This is a genomic window from Methylibium sp. Pch-M, from assembly GCF_004136295.1.
Lineage (GTDB): Bacteria > Pseudomonadota > Gammaproteobacteria > Burkholderiales > Burkholderiaceae_C > Methylibium > Methylibium petroleiphilum.
The window spans coordinates 1,851,391-1,868,671 of the sequence record NZ_CP029606.1 but is presented as its reverse complement, the minus strand read 5'-3'; the positions used below and the strand labels follow the sequence as shown (position 1 = coordinate 1,868,671).

The window sequence follows — 17,281 nt, the reverse complement described above, 5'->3', positions numbered from 1 at the left end:
ACTGAGAATCCCGCGATGGATCTGAAACCCCTGATCGCACTCCTGGCCATCGTCAACCCGATCGGCGCCATTCCCTTCTTCATCACCTTCACCAGCGGTTTCAACCGGCAGCAGCGCCAGCGCACCATTCGGGTGAGCGCCTTCAGCGCCTTCCTCGTGATCTCGATCAGCGCGGTGGCGGGGCTGAAGATCATCGAGTTCTTCGGCATCAGCATCGCCTCTTTCCAGGTTGGCGGCGGCACGCTGCTGCTGATCAGCTCGCTGCAGATGCTCAACGCCCAGCCGGCCGACACCAGCAAGGAAGACATGAGCGAGGGCGCCCAGAAGGCCGACGCCGGGGCCAGCATCGCGGTCGTGCCGCTGACGATTCCGTTGCTGACCGGCCCGGCCACCATCTCGACGATGGTCATCTACGCCGAGCGCACGCGCCATTGGTGGCAGCTGGGCACGCTGGTGCTCTACGGGGTGGTGATCGGCGCGGCGGTCTACCTGGCCTTCATGGCCTCGGGCCGCATCGCGCGGGTGCTGGGCAAGACCGGCATCAACGTGATGACGCGGCTGATGGGTCTGATCCTGGCGGCGATGGCGGTGGAGATCATGGCCGAAGGGCTGGCCAAACTGTTCCCGGTGCTCGCATCGGCGATTCCGCGATGAACGACGACGACACCCCCACCTTCGACTACGTGATCATCGGCGGCGGCACGGCCGGATGCCTGCTGGCCAACCGCCTGAGCGCCGACCCGGCCAAGCGCGTGCTGCTGCTCGAGGCCGGCGGCCGCGATGACTACCACTGGATCCACATCCCGGTCGGTTACCTGCACTGCATCGGCAACCCGCGCACCGACTGGCTCTACCAGACCGAGCCCGACCCGGGGCTGAACGGCCGTTCGCTGCGCTACCCGCGTGGCAAGGTGCTGGGCGGCTGCTCGAGCATCAACGGCATGATCTACATGCGCGGCCAGTCGCGTGACTACGACCACTGGGCCCGCGTGACCGGCGACGACGGCTGGCGCTGGGACGCCTGCCTGCCGGTCTTCAAGCAGCACGAGGACCACCACGGTGGCGCCGACGAGATGCATGGCGCCGGTGGCGAATGGCGCGTCGAGAAGCAGCGCCTGCGCTGGGACGTGCTGGAGGCGTTCGCGTTGGCCGCGCAGCAGGCCGGCATCCCGGCGAACGCCGACTTCAACCGCGGCAACAACGAGGGTGTGGGTTATTTCGAGGTCAACCAGCGCGCCGGCTGGCGCTGGAACACCGCCAAGGCCTTCCTGCGGCCGACCTGCTACGGTCGACCCAACTTCGAGATGTGGACCGGCGTGCAGGTGACGCGCCTGCTGATCGAGCGCGGTGCCGATGGCGCGCTGCGCTGCACCGGCTGCGATGTGCAGACGCCCCACGGCCCGGAGACCGTCCGGGCCAGTGCCGAGGTGCTGCTCAGCGCCGGTGCGGTGGGTTCGCCGCAGCTGCTGCAGCTGTCGGGCCTGGGGCCGGCGGGGCTGCTGCAGCAGCACGGCATCGCGGTAGCGCAGGACCTGCCCGGCGTCGGCGAGAACCTGCAAGACCATCTCCAGATCCGCGCCGTCTTCAAGCTGCAGGGCGTGCCGACGCTCAACACGCTGTCGGCGTCGTGGTGGGGCAGGGCCCGCATCGGCCTGGAATACGCGTTCAAGCGCAGCGGACCGATGAGCATGGCGCCGTCGCAGCTCGGTGCCTTCACCCGCTCGTCGCCGGATCACACGTGGCCCAACCTCGAGTACCACGTGCAGCCGCTGAGCCTGGAGGCGTTCGGTGAGCCATTGCATCGCTTCGACGCCTTCACGGCGAGCGTCTGCAACCTCAACCCGACCAGCCGCGGCGCAATCCGCATCCGCAGCCCGCGCTTCGAGGACGCGCCGCTCATCGCGCCGCGCTACCTGTCTACCGAAGCCGACCGCCAGGTGGCTGCCGACAGCCTGCGGGTGACGCGGCGCATCGCGGCGCAGCCGGCGTTGGCCAAGTACCGGCCCGAGGAGGTGAAGCCCGGCGTGCAGTTCCAGACCGACGCCGAGCTGGCGCGGCTGGCCGGCGACATCGGCACGACGATCTTTCACCCGGTGGGCACCTGCCGGATGGGGCGCGACGACGACCCGCAGGCTGTCGTCGATGCGCAGTTGCGGGTACGGGGCGTGGCCGGCCTGCGGGTGGTCGACGCCAGCGTGATGCCGACGATCACCAGCGGCAACACCAACAGCCCCACGCTGATGATTGCGGAGAAGGCGGCCCAGTGGATTCGGGCCGATCACGGCCACCGGCGTTGAGGGCGCGGCGCGTCGTGGCGGCCGCACCAACATGCTGCGGAAAACCCCGATGCGGTGCCCTGAGGGTCTCCCTATAGTGCGCTCACTCGCGGCGGGCCCGTCCCGTCAGGCGGGGGATCGAGGAGACAAGCGAAGACTGCGGCGGAGTGGACGACCGCCAGCATCCAGGAGACGACAGCGCGGGCCCACCCGCCACGCGCCAAGAGCGCCGGTACCCCCGGCGCTCTTTTTATTTGTGGCGCGCTTCTTCGTCGGGCTGCGCGTGGGTCCAGGCATCATGCGCAACGCCGTTGCCACCCCGCCGCATGCTCGATCTCGCCACCGTCACGCTTGCCTCGCTGTTCGCCGGATTCGTCGATGCCATCGTCGGCGGAGGCGGACTGATCCTGGTGCCGGCGCTCTTCAGCGTGTTTCCGGGCGCTGCCCCGGCGACGCTGTTCGGCACCAACAAGGGCGCGGCCGTGTGGGGGACCGCCTGGGCCACGGCGCAGTACGCGAGGCGCGTCACGCTGCCCTGGCAGGCGCTGCTCCCGGCCGCCGGCGCGGCGCTGCTCGGCAGCTTTGCGGGGGCCTGGGCGGTGATGCAGGTGTCGGCCGACGGGCTGCGGCGCGCCCTGCCCTTCATCCTGCTGGGCGTGCTGCTGTACACGCTGGCCCGCAAGGACCTGGGGCGCACCCACGAGCCGCAGCACCGCGGTGTCCGCGAGACGGCCTGGGCCTGCGGTATCGGCGCCGTGGTGGGCTTCTACGACGGCTTCTTCGGTCCGGGCACGGGCAGCTTCTTCGTGTTCCTGTTCGTGCGCCTGCTGGGCTACGACTTCCTGCACGCCAGCGCGAGCGCCAAGCTGCTGAACACGGCGACCAACCTGTCAGCGCTGGCCGCCTTTGCCTGGACCGGCCATGTGTGGTGGCATGTCGCGCTGGTGATGGCGATGGCGAACGTGGCGGGCAGCCTGCTGGGCACGCGGCTCGCGTTGCGGCATGGTGCAGGCTTCGTGCGCGGTGTCTTCATCTTCGTCGTCTCGCTGCTCATCGCGAAGACGGGCTACGACGCCTTCCTCCGCTGAGGCATGCCGCGCCACCGGCCTCGCGCAGAATCGCGGCGCATGAGAGCAAGCCGTTTCCTCCGTCGTGTGGCCACGCTGTCGGCGCTGTGGCTGGTCGGCGCGGCCGCTGCGCAGGACGCGGCGCCGACGGCCTGTCGCGTCAAAGGGCTGAAGCACGAGGTGCTGTGCGGCCATGTGACGCGGGCCCTGGATCCGGTGCAGCCGGGGGGCACGACGATCTCGGTGCACTACGTGGTCGTGCCGGCTGCGGCGCGTCACAAGCGATCCGATCCGATCTTCTTCTTTGCCGGCGGCCCTGGACAGAGCGCCATCGCGCTGGCCGGTTCGGTGCTGCCGCTGTTCCAGCGCCTGAACAACCGGCGTGACCTGGTCTTCATCGATCAGCGCGGCACCGGACGCTCGGCGCCACTGGCCTGCGATGCCGAGGCCGAGCTGCCGCTGGCGCAGCGCCTCGATGCCGAGCGGGGTCGCCAGCGTCTCACCGCCTGCCTGGCTTCGCTGCGCAAGCTGCCGCACGGCGACCTGCGCCAGTACACGACGAGCATCGCGATGGCCGATGCCGATGCGGTGCGGGCCGCGCTGGGTGCGTCGCAGATCAACCTGGTGGGCGGCTCCTACGGCACGCGGGCGGCGCTGGACTATCTGCGGCAGTTCCCGTCGCATGTGCGCCGTGTCGTGCTCGACGGCGTGGCGCCGCCCGACATGGTGCTGCCCTCCAGCATGGGCCAGGATGTGGAGGCCGCGCTGGCGCGGCTCTTTACCGACTGCGAGCAGGAGCCCGGCTGCCGCGCGAGCCATCCAAGGCTGCAGGCGCACTGGCAGGCCTTGCTGGGCGCGGCGCCTCGGCGTGCGAGCGTGGTCGATCCGCTGGATGGTCAGCCCACCGAGATGAACATCGACGCCGACCTGCTGGCCACCGCGGTCCGCGGTCCGCTGTATGCGCCGGGCCTGGCGGCGGCGTTGCCGTTTGCGATCGACGAGGCAGCGGCGGGGCGCTATTCGGCCCTGGTCGGTCTGGCCGGGGCGCTGGGCGGCGGTGCGCGGGCAATGCGGCTGTTCGAGGGCATGCACTTCTCGGTGGTGTGCGCGGAAGATGCGCCGGATCCGTCGGCCTCGCCGCCGACCGGCCTGGGTGCCGTCTACCTGCGGCCCTATGCGGCGCTGTGCCGCGACTGGCCGCGCGGGAGCGTGCCGCCGGCCTTCCGCGACCTGCCGACCAGCCAGGTTCCGGTACTGGTCTTCAGCGGCACGCTCGACCCGGTGACACCGCCGCGCCATGGCGAGCGGGTGGTGAAGGCGCTCGGGCCGCGAGCACGCCATGTGGTGGTACCGAATGCCGGTCACGGCGTGATGGCGATCGGCTGCACGCGCGAGTTGCTGTACCGCTTCATCGACGCGGACGACGAGGCCCAGGCCCTGGCGGTCGACGCCGGGTGCCTGGCACACCTGCCACGTCCGCCGGCCTTCGAGCCGCCGCGGCCCGGACCGTCGGCGACGGGAGCGGCGCGATGATCCGCGTCGAAGCCCTGCACAAGCGCTTTGACCCGCCGGCAAGCCGTTGGCGCGCGCGCAAGCAGCCAGTGCCGGTGGTGGCGGTGGATCGGGTGGACTTCACCGCGGTCGATGGCCGCATCACCGGGCTGCTGGGTCCCAATGGGGCCGGCAAGACGACGACGCTGCGGATGGTGGCCGGCTTGGTCGTGCCCGACGCGGGTGCGATCGAGGTCGACGGCATCGACGTGCTGCAGGCGCCGCGGCAGGCCTTGCGCCGCATGGGGGTGCTGAGCGACGCGCGTGGCCTGTACCCCCGCCTGAGCGCGCGCGAGAACATCGTCTACTACGCGGCATTGCACGGGCTGGAGCGTGATGCCGCGCACGCGCGCGTCGACGCGCTGGCGCACACGCTCGACATGAAGCCGCTGCTCGAGCGGCGCACCGAAGGCTTCAGCCAGGGCGAGCGCATGAAGACGGCGCTGGCGCGCGCGCTGGTGCACGACCCGGCCAACATCATCCTCGACGAGCCGACCAACGGCCTCGACGTGCTGGCCACCCGCGCGCTGCGCGAGGCGCTCACGCACCTGTGCAGCCCCGCCGGCGGCGGCAAGTGCATCGTGCTGTCGAGCCACATCATGCAGGAGGTGGAGCGGCTGTGCGACGAGGTGGTGGTCGTCGCGCACGGCCGCACCGTGGCGGTGGGCACGGTGGCGCAACTCTGCGAGCGCGCCGGCGAGCGCGACTTCGAGGAGGCCTTCGTGAAGCTGGCCTTTGCGCGGGAGCTGCAGGAGGTCCGCGCATGACGCGTCGTCATCTCGGGCCCGCGGGCCCGTCCGGTGCCGCAGCGGTGTTTCGCAAGGAGCTGGTCGATGCCCTGCGAGACCGGCGCACGCTGGCGACCGTGCTCCTCAGTGCCGTGCTGATGGGCCCGCTGGTGCTGCTGCTGCTGTCGAGCCTGGTCGCCACGCTGGAGTCGCAGGCCGAGCGGCGCGTGGTGGTGGTGCAGGGCATCGAGCACGCACCGACGCTGCGCAACTTCATCGAACGCCAGACCTTCCGCATCGAGACGGCGCCAGCCGATTACGAGGGGCACCTGCGCGACGCACGGCTCGGCGATCCGGTGCTGGTGGTCGGCGAGGATTTCGAGCGCCGCCTGGCCGCCGGCGAGGCCCCCGAGGTGCTGTTGGTCAGCGACAGCAGCAACCGCCAGGCCGCAGCCGGCGTGGGACGGCTGGCCCGCCTTCTCGATGCCTTCAGCCGCGAGCGCGGCGCGCTGTTGCTGGCCCTGCGCGGGGTGCCGGGGTCCCTGCTGCAGGCCATCGATGTGGAAGAGCGCGACTTGGCCAGCACGCGCAGTCGCGCCGCCCAGTTCACCGGCCTGCTGCCGTTCTTCGTGATCATGGCCGTGCTGTACGGTGCCTTGAATGCGGCGCTCGACACCACCGCGGGCGAACGCGAGCGCGGCTCGCTCGAGCCGCTGTTGACGAACCCGGCCGCGCCGCTGGTGCTGGTGATCGGGAAGTGGGGTGCCGTGGCCGCCGTGAGCATGCTGATCGCGCTGCTCAGCGTATTGAGCTTCCTGCCCGCCCAGTGGCTGATCCGCAGCGAGACGCTGCGTTCATTGTTCCTGTTCGGCCCGCGCGAGGCGCTCGGCTTTCTGCTCGTGCTGCTGCCGCTGGCGGCGTCGCTGTCGGCCGTGATGATGGCCGTGGCAATCCGCTGCAGAAGCTTCAAGGAAGCGCAGGCCAACAGCACGGTGGTCATCCTCGCGGTGTCGCTGCTGCCGCTGCTGACCCTGTTCAACCAGGGCGGCGAGAAGCCCTGGTTCGTGTGGCTGCCGGCCCTGGCACAGCACACGCTGATGAACCGCGTGCTGCGCGGTGACAGCCTGTCGGCGACGGACCTGCTGGCGCCGCTGGCCGTGGCCCTGCTGCTGACGGCCTTGTGCCTGGGCTACATCGCGCGGCGGCTGCGCGCGGCGGCAGTACGCTGAGCCGGCCCGACGACGCGCCAGCGCGCCTGCGGCATCATCGGAGACGATGGACCATCCGCTTCCCGAAATCTCCTGGCACTGTGCGCGCCTGCATGAACTGTCGCCGCTCGAATTGCAGCGCATCCACATCGCTCGCCAGCAGGTATTCGCCGTCGAACAGAACTGCGTGTTCCAGGATGCCGACGAAGTCGACGAGCACTCGGCCCACCTTGCGGCCTGGCGCGCGGACGGCGTGCTGCTTGCCTATGCGCGCCTCGTCGACCCCGGCGTGAAGTACGCCGAGCCGTCGCTCGGCCGGGTGCTGACCACGGCGGCCGCGCGCGGCACCGGCGTGGGCCGCGCGCTGGTACGGCGTGCGGTCGACCACCTGACCGCGGCATTCCCGGAGCAGGGTCTGCGCATCTCGGCGCAGCTGCGGCTCGAGCGCTTCTATGCCGAAGCGGGCTTCGTCAGCATCGGCGAGCCCTACCTCGAGGACGACATGCCGCACATCGAGATGCTGCGCCGCGGCTGAAGCGCCGCGACGGCACGCCCTGGGCCCGCGGGCCTCAGGTCAGCCAGCCGCCTGCGCCGGCCGACAGCGATTTCGAGGTGATGCCGGCGAACGGCACGGCGGGCCGCGGCAGCGCGTGCTGCGTCTGCTCGAGGGCCCGGCTCACCTCGGCCTGCCAGGGCAGGCGGTGCACCAGGCCGTTGAGATGCGGCGCCACCTCGTGTGCGGTGAGCACCTCGCCCTCGCTGCCGAGCAGCCGCAGGTTGGTGATCATCATCATCGGGTCGGCGATCGCGATGATGCCTTCGGACACCTCGATCCAGTCCCAGGAAATGCCGGCGGCACTGTCGCCCGCGCGACCTCCCCAGACGGTCTGGCCCATGCTGGGCCAATCCTTGTTCAGTCGAGTCGACACATGCGTGCCAAGGTGCACAAAGTGCAGCGGCGCATCGCGGCCGGGCTGCCACAATGCAGAGGGCCACGCGTTGACGGTCCATGCAGGAATCATGATATGAACGGGCTTGCACCCGGCAGCTGCTACAGAGGTCGGAAGTGTGGGGACCAGGGCCGTCGTTGGCAGCTGTAAACCTTTTCAGGGACGCTCGCTGGAAGCGAAAGAACATCGATTCCATCACGGGCCGTTCATGACAGAACCGGGATAGACAACAGGATGCTGCTGGGCAGCTTTCAGTCGGTGCTCGAGGCGCGCAACCGCGATGAGTTTCGCGGGGAGGTCGTGCGCTTCGCGAAGCGGCTCGGCTTCGAGACGGTGTCGGCCATCACGGTGGTCGATCACCCGGTGGGCGATACCGAGTTCGTCGCCATCGACAACGCGCCGGACGCCTACAAGGACGCCATCGAGGATCCCAAGGCCGGTCAGCTCGACCCGGTGATGCAGCACTGCAAGCGGCAGAGCGTGCCGATCATCTGGGACCAGAGCACCTATGTGTCTGCTGGTCAAGGCAGCATGTGGGAGGCGCAGGCCCGATTCGGCTTCCGCACCGGGATCTGCCTCGCGTTGCACATGCCCGAAGGCCGGCATTTCGTGATCGGGGTGGACCGAGATCAGGCCTTGCCGAAGGACCGCGGCGAGGTGACGCGCCTCGTCGCTGACCTGCAGCTGTTCGCGGTGCATGCCCAGGACACGGCGATGCGGGTGCTCGTGCCGGAGCGCCTGCAGCTCGAGCGGCCGAAACTCACGCCCCGCGAACTGGACAGCCTGCGCTGGACGATGGACGGCAAGACCGCCTGGGAGGTCGGCTCCATCATGGGCATCTCGGAGCGGACGGCGGTGTTGCACATCAACAATGCGATGCACAAGCTGGCCTGCACGAACAAGCACCAGGCCGTGCTCAAGGCCTTGCGGCTGGGATTGCTCCGCTAGGCGCTGCTGCGTTCTGCCGCTAGGGTTTGCCCTTGACCCTGTAAGAGTTTTCAGTATCCCTTGTTCGTGGGGGCTGCTTCAATCTGACCAATTCACCGCCGCGGCGGTGCCTACCGGTCCAGTCAGGAGCAGCCATGCAGATCGTCCGCCAGTTCACCGAGCGCTTTTCCCGTGTCAAGGCCACCAAGCGTGTCCAGCAGAAGTCGGCAGAACCGCAGACTGCGCCGCAGCCGCTCGATGCCGGCCAGCTGCGCCAAATCAGCGGGGGTGCGCGCGTGCCGGCGCCGAAAAACACCTGGTGATGACGGTGGCTTGCGACGCCCAGCGGCTGTCGCAAGCTTGAGGGGTTGTCAACATATGCCCGTTGTGACGGCGGGCTAGATCGTGGTGTCACCCCTTTTCAGGTCCGAAGCGGTCGATGCCCGCCAGCATGCTTGGCTGGGGGGCATCCAGCTCATACGGCCTCTTTCGCTTTCCCTGCTGACGACCTGTGCGGTGGGCGTTGCCGTGGCAGTGGTCACTTACCTCTGCGTTGGTGAGTACACCCGCAAGGCCCGCGTCGCGGGCGTGCTGGTGCCCGACCAGGGCGTGATCCGCCTGCTGCCGCCAGAGTCGGCGACGGTGCTGGAGCGCCACGCCCAGGAGGGGCAGACGGTGCGGCGCGGCGACGCGCTGTTTGTTTTGTCGGTCGATCGTTCGACCGTTAGCGGCGATGCCCAGGCCTCGGTGCAGCGCAGCCTGGCGGTCAAGGAGCGCAGCCTGCAGAGCGCCGTGCAGCAGCACGCGGCCCTGCTCGAGGCGCAGCGGATCGCGCTGGAGCGCCAGATCGCCGACCGGCGTGGCGAGCTCGCCCAACTCCAGGTCGAGACGCAATTGCACCGCCAGCGCCTGGTGCTGGCCGAGCAGGCGATGGCCCGGCTCGAGTCGCTGCGGGCCGACAACTTCATTTCCTCGGCCCAGGTGCAGGCCAAGTCGGAGGAGGTGCTGGCGGTGCAGGCGCAACTGCAGGGTCTGGAGCGGCAGCGCGCGACCCAGTTGCGGGAGATCGGGGCGCTGGAAGTGCAGCGGCGTGAGCTGCCATTGCGTGCCCAGGTGGCGACCGGCGAACTGGAACGTGACCTCGCCACCGTGGCCCAGGAGGCCGCGGAGACCGAGGCGCGGCAGCGTATCGTCGTGCGAGCGCCTTCGGACGGCGTTCTGGGCGCGGTGCTGGCCGATCCGGGGCAGTCCGTGTCGCCCGCCGCGGCGCTGGCCAGCCTGGTGCCGTCGGAAGCGCGACTGCAGGCCCACCTGTATGCGCCGTCCAGCGCGCTCGGCTTCGTCCGGCCGGAACAGACAGTGCTGCTGCGCTACCAGGCCTACCCGTACCAGAAGTTCGGTCACCAGACGGGCCACGTGTTGCAGGTGTCGCGCACGCCGCTGCAGTCGGCCGAACTCGCCGGCGTGCCGTTGGCCGGCGTGGCCAACTACTCCACTGTCAGCGGCGAGCCGCTGTACCGCATCACGGTGGCGCTCGACCGGCAGAGCGTGCCGGCCTACGGGCAGCAGCAGGCCCTGTCGGCGGGCATGCAGCTGGAAGCGGACGTCGAGCTAGACCGGCGCCGCCTGATCGAATGGCTGTTCGAACCACTGCTCGGTCTGACCGGCCGTGTGGCGGCGGGCCGTACCTGATCGCTCGGCAAGAATGGCGAACGCCTTGCGCATGGGCTTCGGCGCGCCGCGCCTGCCGATGATCCTGCAGACCGAGGCAGCGGAGTGCGGCCTGGCCTGCCTCGCCATGGTGGCTTCGCACCACGGCCATCGCAGCGACCTCCCGAGCTTGCGGCAGCGCTTCTCGCTGTCCTTGAAGGGCGTGACGCTGGCCGATCTGGTGGCGATGGCAGGGCAGTTGCAGCTCAATGCGCGACCCCTGCGTGCCGAGCTCGAGCATCTCTCCCAGTTGCAGTTGCCCTGCATCCTGCACTGGGACCTGAACCACTTCGTGGTGCTGGCAAAGGTGCAGCGGGGTGTCGCCATCATCCACGACCCGGCGCACGGAGTGCGGCGGTTGCCGCTGGCCGAGGTCTCGCGCCACTTCACCGGCGTGGTGCTGGAGCTGATGCCCGGCACCGGCTTCGAGCCACGCACCGAACGCCAGCATGTCAGCCTGCGGCAGCTGCTCGGCCCGGTGCGGGGCCTGAAGCGCTCGCTGGCCCAGGTGTTCGCGCTCGCGCTGGCGCTTGAGGTCTTCATGCTGCTGGCGCCGTTCTTCCTGCAGTGGGTGGTCGACGGCGCGCTGCTCAGCGCCGACCGCGACCTGCTGCTCACGCTGGTGATCGGCTTCGGCCTGCTGGTGGTGATCCAGGTGGCCACCGGCGCCCTGCGGTCCTGGGCGGTGCTCTACCTGTCGAGCACGCTCAATCTGCAATGGCTGGGCAATGTGTTCGCACACCTCATGCGCCTGCCGGTCGAGTGGTTCGAGAAGCGCCACGCTGGCGACGTGATGTCGCGTTTCGGCGCCGTGCAGAAGATCCAGCAGACGCTGACGACCAGCTTCATCGAGGCCATGCTCGACGGGCTGCTGGTGGTGGCCACGCTGGTGATGATGTGGGTCTACAGCGCCACATTGACGGCCATCGCGATCGGCGCGGTGGCGCTCTACGCGCTGCTGCGCTGGGCCTTCTTCACGCCGCTGCGCGATGCGACCGAAGAGGCGATCGTGCACGACGCGAAGCGCTCGACGCATTTCCTCGAATCGCTGCGCGGCGTGCAGGCGATCAAGCTGTTCAATCGCCAGGACGAGCGCCGTGCCCGCTTCATGAATCTGGTGGTCGACGCGATGAACGCCGACATCGCGATCAAGAAGCTCGAGCTCGCATTCGCCGTGCTCAACAAGCTGGTGTTCGGCGTCGAGCGCATCGCCGTCATCGGCGTCGGTGCGCTGCTGGTGATGGACCAGCAGTTCACAGTGGGCATGCTGTTCGCGTTCCTGGCCTTCAAGGAGCAGTTCGCGCAGCGTGTCAGCGGGCTGATCGACAAGGCGATCGAGCTGAAGATGCTGCGCCTGCAGGGAGAGCGTCTGGCCGACATCGTGCTGGCGGCGCCGGAGGCGCAGGGCGAGGGCCTGCACGCGGCGCGCGATGTGGCGCCGCGCATCGAGCTGCGCGACGTGAGCTTCCGCTACGCCGACACGGAGCCCGACGTGCTGAAGGGCTGCAGCCTGCACATCGAACCCGGCGAGGCGGTCGCGATCGTCGGGCCGTCGGGTTGCGGCAAGACCACGTTGCTCAAGCTGATGCTCGGCATCCACGCGCCTGCCGCCGGTGAGATCCGCATCGGGGGCCTGCCGCTGTCGCAGCTGGGGCTCGGCCGCTGGCGCGCCATGATCGGCACCGTGATGCAGGACGACCAGCTGTTCGCCGGGTCGATTGCCGACAACATCTCGTTCTTCGACGTGGATGCCGATGCAGCCTGGATCGAGCAGTGCGCGCGGCTGGCCTGCGTGAACGACGAGATCGACGCGCTGCCGATGGGTTATCACACGCTGATCGGCGACATGGGTGCCAGCCTGTCCGGTGGGCAGCGCCAGCGCATCCTGCTGGCCCGTGCGCTCTACAAGCGACCTCGCATCCTGTTCCTCGACGAGGCAACGAGCGCGCTCGATGTCGAGCGGGAGCGGCAGGTCAACCAGGCCATCCGCGGGCTCGACATCACGCGCGTGATCGTCGCCCACCGGCCCGAGACCATCGCGGCGGCGGCCCGCGTGATCGTGCTCCAGCAAGGGCGCGTCGCGCAGGACCTGCGCAGCGTGTCGAACACGCAGCAGTCCGAGCCGGGCAACTGACCGAAAGCCGCAGCAGGCCGCTGCGGCTCTGCCGCCGATGCGGTCGTGCCGGGCCGCGACTTTGCTAGGGTACGCTTTGCCATGGAAGATGCCCTGCGCCCTCCGGCGCTCGATCCGCGCGCCGCCCTGTTCCTCGACTTCGACGGAACCCTGGTACCGATCGCCCCGCGGCCCGACGGCATCGAGGTCGGTGCCTGGCTGGTGCCGACCTTGCAGCAGTTGCACGCACTGCTCGGCGGGGCTCTGGCCCTCGTCAGCGGACGCCCGCTCAGCGAACTTGATGCGTGGCTTGCGCCGTTGCGACTGCCGGCCGCCGGCGTGCACGGCCTCGAGCGTCGCGACGGCGACGGGCCGACGCGCCGGCTCGCCGGCGGCCTGCCGGACGCCCTGGTCCACCGCGTCGAACGCCTGGTGGCGCGCACGCCTGACCTGCGGCTCGAGCGCAAGCCGGGCGCGCTGGCCCTGCACTATCGCGACGCGCCGCATCTGGGCGACATGTGCGCCCGCATGATGCTGGCCGCCGCACGCCCGCACGCCGAGCTGACCGTGCTGCTCGGCAAGTGCGTGGTCGAGGTCAAGCCGCGCGGCGCGACCAAGGCCAACGCGGTGAGTGAATTCCTGGCGCGTCCGGCGTTCGCCGGGCGGCAGCCCGTGTTCGTCGGCGACGATGCGACCGACGAGGACGGCTTCGCCGCCGTGCAGGCGGTCGGCGGCATCGGCATCAAGGTGGGTGACGGGCCGAGCGGCGCCCAGTTCCGTCTGGGTGGCCCCGAGGCGGTGCGGCTGTGGCTGCAGGCGGCGCTGCCTCAGCCGGCGCATCCCGTCGCGCTGGAGGCCGCCCGGTGAGCGCCGCGGCTTCGCTCGAGCTGGGCCTGGTCGGCAACTGCGCGATCAGCGCGCTGATCGACCGCGAGGCCCGCATCGTCTGGTGCTGCCTGCCGCGCTTCGACGGCGACCCGACTTTCCATGCGCTGATCGACACGCCCAATACGTGGCCGGCCGACGGCAGTTGGTGCGTCGAGATCGAGAACTTCGTGCGCAGCGAGCAGGCCTACGACGAAGGCACGGCGATCCTGCGCACGCGGCTGTTCAGTGCCGACGGTGATGCGATCGAGATCACCGATTTCGCACCGCGCTTCCTCAGCCGCGACCGCACCTTCCGGCCCGCGATGCTGGTGCGGCGGGTGCATCCGCTGCAGGGCCATCCGCGCGTGCGCGTCAGCCTGCGGCCTCGCGCCGACTGGGGGCGCGTCGCGCCGGAGGTCGCGCGCGGTAGCCATCACTTGCGGTACGCCGGCCCGACCGGAACCCTGCGTCTCACCACCGATGCGCCCATCACCTATGTGCAGGACGAGACCTGGTTTTCGTTGGCGTCGCCGCTGAACCTGCTGCTCGGTCCGGACGAGACCCTGGAGCGCGGTGCCGCCGAAGTGGCGCGTGATTTCGAGGAACTCACCTCGCTCTACTGGCGCACCTGGACTCGCCGGCTGGCCCTGCCGCTGGAGTGGCAGGCCGCGGTTATCCGCGCTGCGATCACGCTCAAGCTGTGCCTGTTCGACGAGACCGGCGCGATCGTCGCGGCGATGACCACCAGCCTGCCCGAGGCGCCGGGCAGCGGGCGGAACTGGGACTATCGCTACTGCTGGCTGCGCGACGCCTTCTTCGTGGTGCGCGCGCTCAACAGCCTGTCCGAGCTGGAGACGATGGAGGACTATCTGCGCTGGCTGCACAACGTGGTGCGCGACGCGCGCGGCGGCTTCATCCAGCCGCTGTACGGCCTGGGCCTCGAGAAGGATCTGCCCGAGGAAGAACTCCCGCATCTTCGCGGCTATCGCGGCATGGGTCCGGTGCGGCGCGGCAACCAGGCGCATACGCACGCGCAGCATGACGTGTACGGCAACGTGCTGCTCGGGGCTTCGCAGTCCTTCCATGATCTGCGGCTGTTCCGCCGCGCTGACGCCGATGACTTCGCGCGGCTCGAGGCGGTAGGCGAGCAGGCCTGGCTGGTGCACGACCAGCCCGATGCGGGGATGTGGGAGTTGCGCACGCGCGCGCGGGTGCACACCTCGTCGGCGCTGATGTGCTGGGCGGCCTGCGATCGGCTGGCGAAGATCGCCGCCCGTCTGGGCCTGCCGGAGCGGGACGTCCACTGGTGCGGCCGGGCCGCGGCGATCCGTGAGCGCGTGCTGCGCGAAGCCTGGAGCGAGAAGCGACAGGCCTTCGCCGAGAGCCTGGGTGGCGAGGATCTCGATGCCAGCGTGCTGCTGATGGCCGAGGTGGGCTTCATCGACCCGATGGATCCGCGCTTCGTGGCCACGGTCGACGCGCTGGAGGCGCACCTTTGCGATGGCCCCTACATGCGCCGCTACGAGGCGGCCGACGACTTCGGCAAGCCGGAGACGGCCTTCAACATCTGCGCCTTCTGGCGCATCGACGCGTTGGTGCGCATCGGCCGGCGCGAGCAGGCCCGGCAGATCTTCGAGGCCATGCTCGCGTCGCGCAATGCGCTGGGCCTGCTCTCGGAAGACACCGATCCGCGCACCGGCGAGCTGTGGGGCAACTTCCCGCAGACCTATTCGATGGTCGGCATCATCAATGCCGCGACGCGGCTGTCAGCGCCCTGGGACACGGTGATCTGATGCGAAGAAGCGGGTTCACGCGATGACATCTCGGTTGGTGGTGGTGTCCAACCGGATCGGCGACCCGCGCAAGGTGGCCGCCGGCGGGCTGGCCGTCGCATTGGGCGACGCGCTCTCCGAGAGCGGGGGCCTGTGGTTCGGCTGGAGCGGCAAGGTGGTGGCCGGCGGCGCTCGCGGCGAGGGCGATCTGCACCTGCAGCCGTCCGGGAAGGTCATGCTCGCGACGCTCGACCTCGGCAGCGACGACCACGCGGCCTATTACGCCGGCTACTCGAACCGGGTGCTGTGGCCGGTGTTCCACTACCGGCTCGACCTGGCGCAGTTCGACGACGGCTATTTCGAAGGCTATCAGCGCGTCAACCGGCTGTTCGCGCGCAAGCTGAGCACGCTGCTGAAGCCGGACGACGTCATCTGGGTGCACGACTACCACCTGATCCCGCTGGCGGCTGAGTTGCGCGCGCTCGGCTGCCGTCAGCGCATCGGCTTCTTCCTGCACATCCCGATGCCGCCGCCGCTGGTGATGGCGGCAATCCCGGCACACGACATGCTGATGCGCTCGCTGTTCGCCTATGACCTGATCGGCCTGCAGAGCGAGGCCGACGTGGCCCACTTCGCCCGCTATGTCGAGACGGAGGCCGGGGCCGAGCGTGTGGGCGGTGACCAGTACCGTGCCTTCGGCCAACAGGTTTGCGCGCGGGCCTTCCCGATCGGCATCGACGTCGACGAGTTCCAGGACCTGGCGCAGACGCCGGAGTCGATCGAGACGCGCGAGACGCTGCGCAGCCAGTACCCGCTGCGTCAGTTGCTGATCGGGGTCGACCGGCTCGATTACTCCAAGGGCCTGCCGCAGCGCCTGCGCGCCTTCCATCGGCTGCTGGCCGACTACCCCGAGAACCGCAACAGCGCGACCCTGATCCAGGTGGCCACACCGACGCGCGAGGGCGTGGAGAGCTACGAGGACATCCGCCGCGAGCTCGAGGGCCTGTCGGGACAGATCAACGGCGAGTACGGCGAGCTCGACTGGATGCCGGTGCGCTACATCCACCGCACGCTGGCGCGGCGGCGGTTGCCGGGGTTGTACCGGGCCGGGCGCGTGGCCCTGGTCACGCCGCTGCGCGACGGCATGAACCTCGTGGCCAAGGAGTTCGTCGCGGCGCAAGACCCCGCCGACCCCGGCGTGCTGGTGCTGTCTCGCTTTGCCGGTGCGGCCGAGCAGATGCGCGCGGCCCTGCTGGTCAACCCATACGACATTGGCGCCACCGCGGGTGCGGTGCAGCGCGCGCTGCGGATGCCGCTGTCCGAGCGGGTGGAGCGGCATCAGGCCTTGCTCACAGGCGTTCGCGAGCACGACGTGCACCGTTGGCGGCGCGAATTCCTGCAGGCCTTGCAGGCCGCCGAACGCGCGCCTGGGTGAGTCCGGCTATCCCGGCGATCGAGCCATGCGATGGGTGAGTCGCAGGTATCGGCGTATCGTTCGCTATCAGAATCAATTTTCGATAGCGATAACACCATGGCCAAGACTGCAAGCTTCGGCGTGATGCACCTGGGCATCGCCTTTGGCGTGAGCTATGCCTTGACGGGCAACGTGGCCATCGCGGGGGCCATCACCTTCGTCGAACCGCTGGTGAACACGGTGGCGCACTACTTCTTCGACAAGGCCTGGGATTCGCCGCGCTGGAAAGCCTGGCGCGCTCGGCTTCGCGGGCACGTGGTGGCGCCTGCGACGGCCTGAGCGGCGATCCGCCTCATCCGGTGGTGGCTGTTTCCAGCCACGCCAGCCAGCGCAGCGCGTGCTCGCGGCGTGCGCCGCACATCTCGGCCGACGGCTGCAGCGAGCCACACACCGCCGGCCGCTCGGGCCGCCCGAACAGCCGGCAGCGCAGGTCGGCATCCAGCTGCGCGCAGGCCACGCCGGCCGGCTTGCCCTGCGGGTGGCCGGGCAGGGGCGTCGAGATCGACGGCGCGATGCAGCAGGCGGCGCAAGCGGGGCGGCAGTCCATCGGTGGATTGTCGTCGGCCGGGCGCCCCGGGCGTCCCCACGCGGTGACGGACGGGGACGCGCTGCTTAAAATTGAGGCTTTTCCGGCCGGC

At 69.7% G+C, this 17,281-nt stretch carries 17 protein-coding genes; 15 read left to right on the top strand and 2 right to left on the bottom strand.

From position 1 onward, the window contains the following. The first annotated feature begins 15 nt into the window (after positions 1 to 15). The 7 genes from C1M51_RS08950 to C1M51_RS08920 all read left to right on the top strand — a co-directional run bounded on the left by C1M51_RS08950 (position 16) and on the right by C1M51_RS08920 (position 7,365). Positions 16 to 654 (top strand): MarC family protein, encoded by a 639-nt coding sequence (locus C1M51_RS08950; protein WP_036230768.1) that lies wholly within the window; start codon positions 16 to 18, stop codon positions 652 to 654. After that, the gene (locus C1M51_RS08945) at positions 651 to 2,297 is read left to right on the top strand and encodes a GMC family oxidoreductase (RefSeq protein ID WP_129449196.1); all 1,647 of its coding nucleotides are present in this window, start codon (positions 651 to 653) and stop codon (positions 2,295 to 2,297) included. The genes C1M51_RS08950 and C1M51_RS08945 overlap by 4 nt, the downstream gene beginning before the upstream one ends. Positions 2,298 to 2,602: 305 nt before the next feature. Next, positions 2,603 to 3,364: a TSUP family transporter gene (locus C1M51_RS08940; RefSeq protein WP_129449194.1), complete on the top strand. Its 762-nt coding sequence runs from the start codon at positions 2,603 to 2,605 to the stop codon at positions 3,362 to 3,364. Between the two features lie 39 nt (positions 3,365 to 3,403). Continuing rightward, complete coding sequence (locus tag C1M51_RS08935; protein ID WP_242500010.1) at positions 3,404 to 4,876, top strand: alpha/beta hydrolase; 1,473 nt, start codon at positions 3,404 to 3,406, stop codon at positions 4,874 to 4,876. Beyond that, positions 4,873 to 5,661 (top strand): ATP-binding cassette domain-containing protein, encoded by a 789-nt coding sequence (locus tag C1M51_RS08930; RefSeq protein ID WP_129449191.1) that lies wholly within the window; start codon positions 4,873 to 4,875, stop codon positions 5,659 to 5,661. The genes C1M51_RS08935 and C1M51_RS08930 overlap by 4 nt, the downstream gene beginning before the upstream one ends. Continuing rightward, positions 5,658 to 6,851 carry an ABC transporter permease gene (locus C1M51_RS08925; RefSeq protein ID WP_129449189.1) on the top strand — a complete coding sequence of 398 codons (1,194 nt, stop codon included), beginning with the start codon at positions 5,658 to 5,660 and terminating at the stop codon, positions 6,849 to 6,851. Before C1M51_RS08930 ends, C1M51_RS08925 begins: the two co-directional genes overlap by 4 nt. A gap of 46 nt (positions 6,852 to 6,897) precedes the next feature. Continuing rightward, positions 6,898 to 7,365, top strand: a complete 468-nt coding sequence (locus C1M51_RS08920; protein WP_129449187.1) for a GNAT family N-acetyltransferase — start codon at positions 6,898 to 6,900, stop codon at positions 7,363 to 7,365. A gap of 34 nt (positions 7,366 to 7,399) precedes the next feature. Here C1M51_RS08920 and C1M51_RS08915 read toward each other — a convergent pair whose 3' ends face one another. Beyond that, positions 7,400 to 7,726, bottom strand: coding sequence for a hypothetical protein (locus tag C1M51_RS08915; RefSeq protein WP_129449185.1), 327 nt, complete (start codon positions 7,724 to 7,726; stop codon positions 7,400 to 7,402). Between the two features lie 288 nt (positions 7,727 to 8,014). Here C1M51_RS08915 and C1M51_RS08910 point away from each other — a divergent pair, with 288 nt between their 5' ends. From C1M51_RS08910 to C1M51_RS08880, 8 genes are all read left to right on the top strand, one after another. Continuing rightward, positions 8,015 to 8,728: a LuxR family transcriptional regulator gene (locus C1M51_RS08910; protein ID WP_011831369.1), complete on the top strand. Its 714-nt coding sequence runs from the start codon at positions 8,015 to 8,017 to the stop codon at positions 8,726 to 8,728. Positions 8,729 to 8,862: 134 nt separating this feature from the next. Continuing rightward, entirely contained in the window at positions 8,863 to 9,030 is a 168-nt protein-coding gene (locus C1M51_RS18990; RefSeq protein WP_155935789.1) for a hypothetical protein, read from the top strand. 205 nt (positions 9,031 to 9,235) lie between these two features. After that, positions 9,236 to 10,399, top strand: coding sequence for an HlyD family secretion protein (locus C1M51_RS08905; RefSeq protein ID WP_129449183.1), 1,164 nt, complete (start codon positions 9,236 to 9,238; stop codon positions 10,397 to 10,399). Between the two features lie 13 nt (positions 10,400 to 10,412). Then, positions 10,413 to 12,551 carry a peptidase domain-containing ABC transporter gene (locus C1M51_RS08900; protein ID WP_129449181.1) on the top strand — a complete coding sequence of 713 codons (2,139 nt, stop codon included), beginning with the start codon at positions 10,413 to 10,415 and terminating at the stop codon, positions 12,549 to 12,551. A gap of 81 nt (positions 12,552 to 12,632) precedes the next feature. Further along, the gene (otsB, locus tag C1M51_RS08895; RefSeq protein ID WP_129449179.1) at positions 12,633 to 13,397 is read left to right on the top strand and encodes a trehalose-phosphatase; all 765 of its coding nucleotides are present in this window, start codon (positions 12,633 to 12,635) and stop codon (positions 13,395 to 13,397) included. Then, positions 13,394 to 15,190 carry a glycoside hydrolase family 15 protein gene (locus C1M51_RS08890; RefSeq protein ID WP_129449177.1) on the top strand — a complete coding sequence of 599 codons (1,797 nt, stop codon included), beginning with the start codon at positions 13,394 to 13,396 and terminating at the stop codon, positions 15,188 to 15,190. The genes otsB and C1M51_RS08890 overlap by 4 nt, the downstream gene beginning before the upstream one ends. 22 nt (positions 15,191 to 15,212) lie before the next feature. After that, positions 15,213 to 16,604, top strand: coding sequence for an alpha,alpha-trehalose-phosphate synthase (UDP-forming) (gene otsA, locus C1M51_RS08885; RefSeq protein WP_129449175.1), 1,392 nt, complete (start codon positions 15,213 to 15,215; stop codon positions 16,602 to 16,604). Positions 16,605 to 16,700: 96 nt separating this feature from the next. Next, on the top strand, positions 16,701 to 16,922 hold the full coding sequence (locus C1M51_RS08880; protein ID WP_129449174.1) for a DUF2061 domain-containing protein: 222 nt from the start codon (positions 16,701 to 16,703) through the stop codon (positions 16,920 to 16,922). Between the two features lie 13 nt (positions 16,923 to 16,935). Here the strand turns inward: C1M51_RS08880 and C1M51_RS08875 are convergent, their stop codons facing one another. Further along, on the bottom strand, positions 16,936 to 17,190 hold the full coding sequence (locus C1M51_RS08875; RefSeq protein ID WP_129449172.1) for a YkgJ family cysteine cluster protein: 255 nt from the start codon (positions 17,188 to 17,190) through the stop codon (positions 16,936 to 16,938). Positions 17,191 to 17,281 lie beyond the last annotated feature (91 nt).

What these genes read in the sequence shown, in the direction of transcription:
- C1M51_RS08910 (WP_011831369.1), top strand. Translation starts at nt 8,015, where the DNA reads ATGCTGCTGGGCAGCTTTCAGTCGGTGCTCGAGGCGCGCAACCGCGAT.
- C1M51_RS08915 (WP_129449185.1), bottom strand. Translation starts at nt 7,726, where the DNA reads ATGGGCCAGACCGTCTGGGGAGGTCGCGCGGGCGACAGTGCCGCCGGC.
- otsA (WP_129449175.1), top strand. Translation starts at nt 15,213, where the DNA reads ATGACATCTCGGTTGGTGGTGGTGTCCAACCGGATCGGCGACCCGCGC.
- C1M51_RS08875 (WP_129449172.1), bottom strand. Translation starts at nt 17,190, where the DNA reads ATGGACTGCCGCCCCGCTTGCGCCGCCTGCTGCATCGCGCCGTCGATC.
- C1M51_RS08900 (WP_129449181.1), top strand. Translation starts at nt 10,413, where the DNA reads ATGGCGAACGCCTTGCGCATGGGCTTCGGCGCGCCGCGCCTGCCGATG.
- C1M51_RS08925 (WP_129449189.1), top strand. Translation starts at nt 5,658, where the DNA reads ATGACGCGTCGTCATCTCGGGCCCGCGGGCCCGTCCGGTGCCGCAGCG.
- C1M51_RS08880 (WP_129449174.1), top strand. Translation starts at nt 16,701, where the DNA reads ATGGCCAAGACTGCAAGCTTCGGCGTGATGCACCTGGGCATCGCCTTT.
- C1M51_RS18990 (WP_155935789.1), top strand. Translation starts at nt 8,863, where the DNA reads ATGCAGATCGTCCGCCAGTTCACCGAGCGCTTTTCCCGTGTCAAGGCC.
- C1M51_RS08930 (WP_129449191.1), top strand. Translation starts at nt 4,873, where the DNA reads ATGATCCGCGTCGAAGCCCTGCACAAGCGCTTTGACCCGCCGGCAAGC.
- C1M51_RS08945 (WP_129449196.1), top strand. Translation starts at nt 651, where the DNA reads ATGAACGACGACGACACCCCCACCTTCGACTACGTGATCATCGGCGGC.
- C1M51_RS08950 (WP_036230768.1), top strand. Translation starts at nt 16, where the DNA reads ATGGATCTGAAACCCCTGATCGCACTCCTGGCCATCGTCAACCCGATC.
- otsB (WP_129449179.1), top strand. Translation starts at nt 12,633, where the DNA reads ATGGAAGATGCCCTGCGCCCTCCGGCGCTCGATCCGCGCGCCGCCCTG.
- C1M51_RS08935 (WP_242500010.1), top strand. Translation starts at nt 3,404, where the DNA reads ATGAGAGCAAGCCGTTTCCTCCGTCGTGTGGCCACGCTGTCGGCGCTG.
- C1M51_RS08940 (WP_129449194.1), top strand. Translation starts at nt 2,603, where the DNA reads ATGCTCGATCTCGCCACCGTCACGCTTGCCTCGCTGTTCGCCGGATTC.
- C1M51_RS08920 (WP_129449187.1), top strand. Translation starts at nt 6,898, where the DNA reads ATGGACCATCCGCTTCCCGAAATCTCCTGGCACTGTGCGCGCCTGCAT.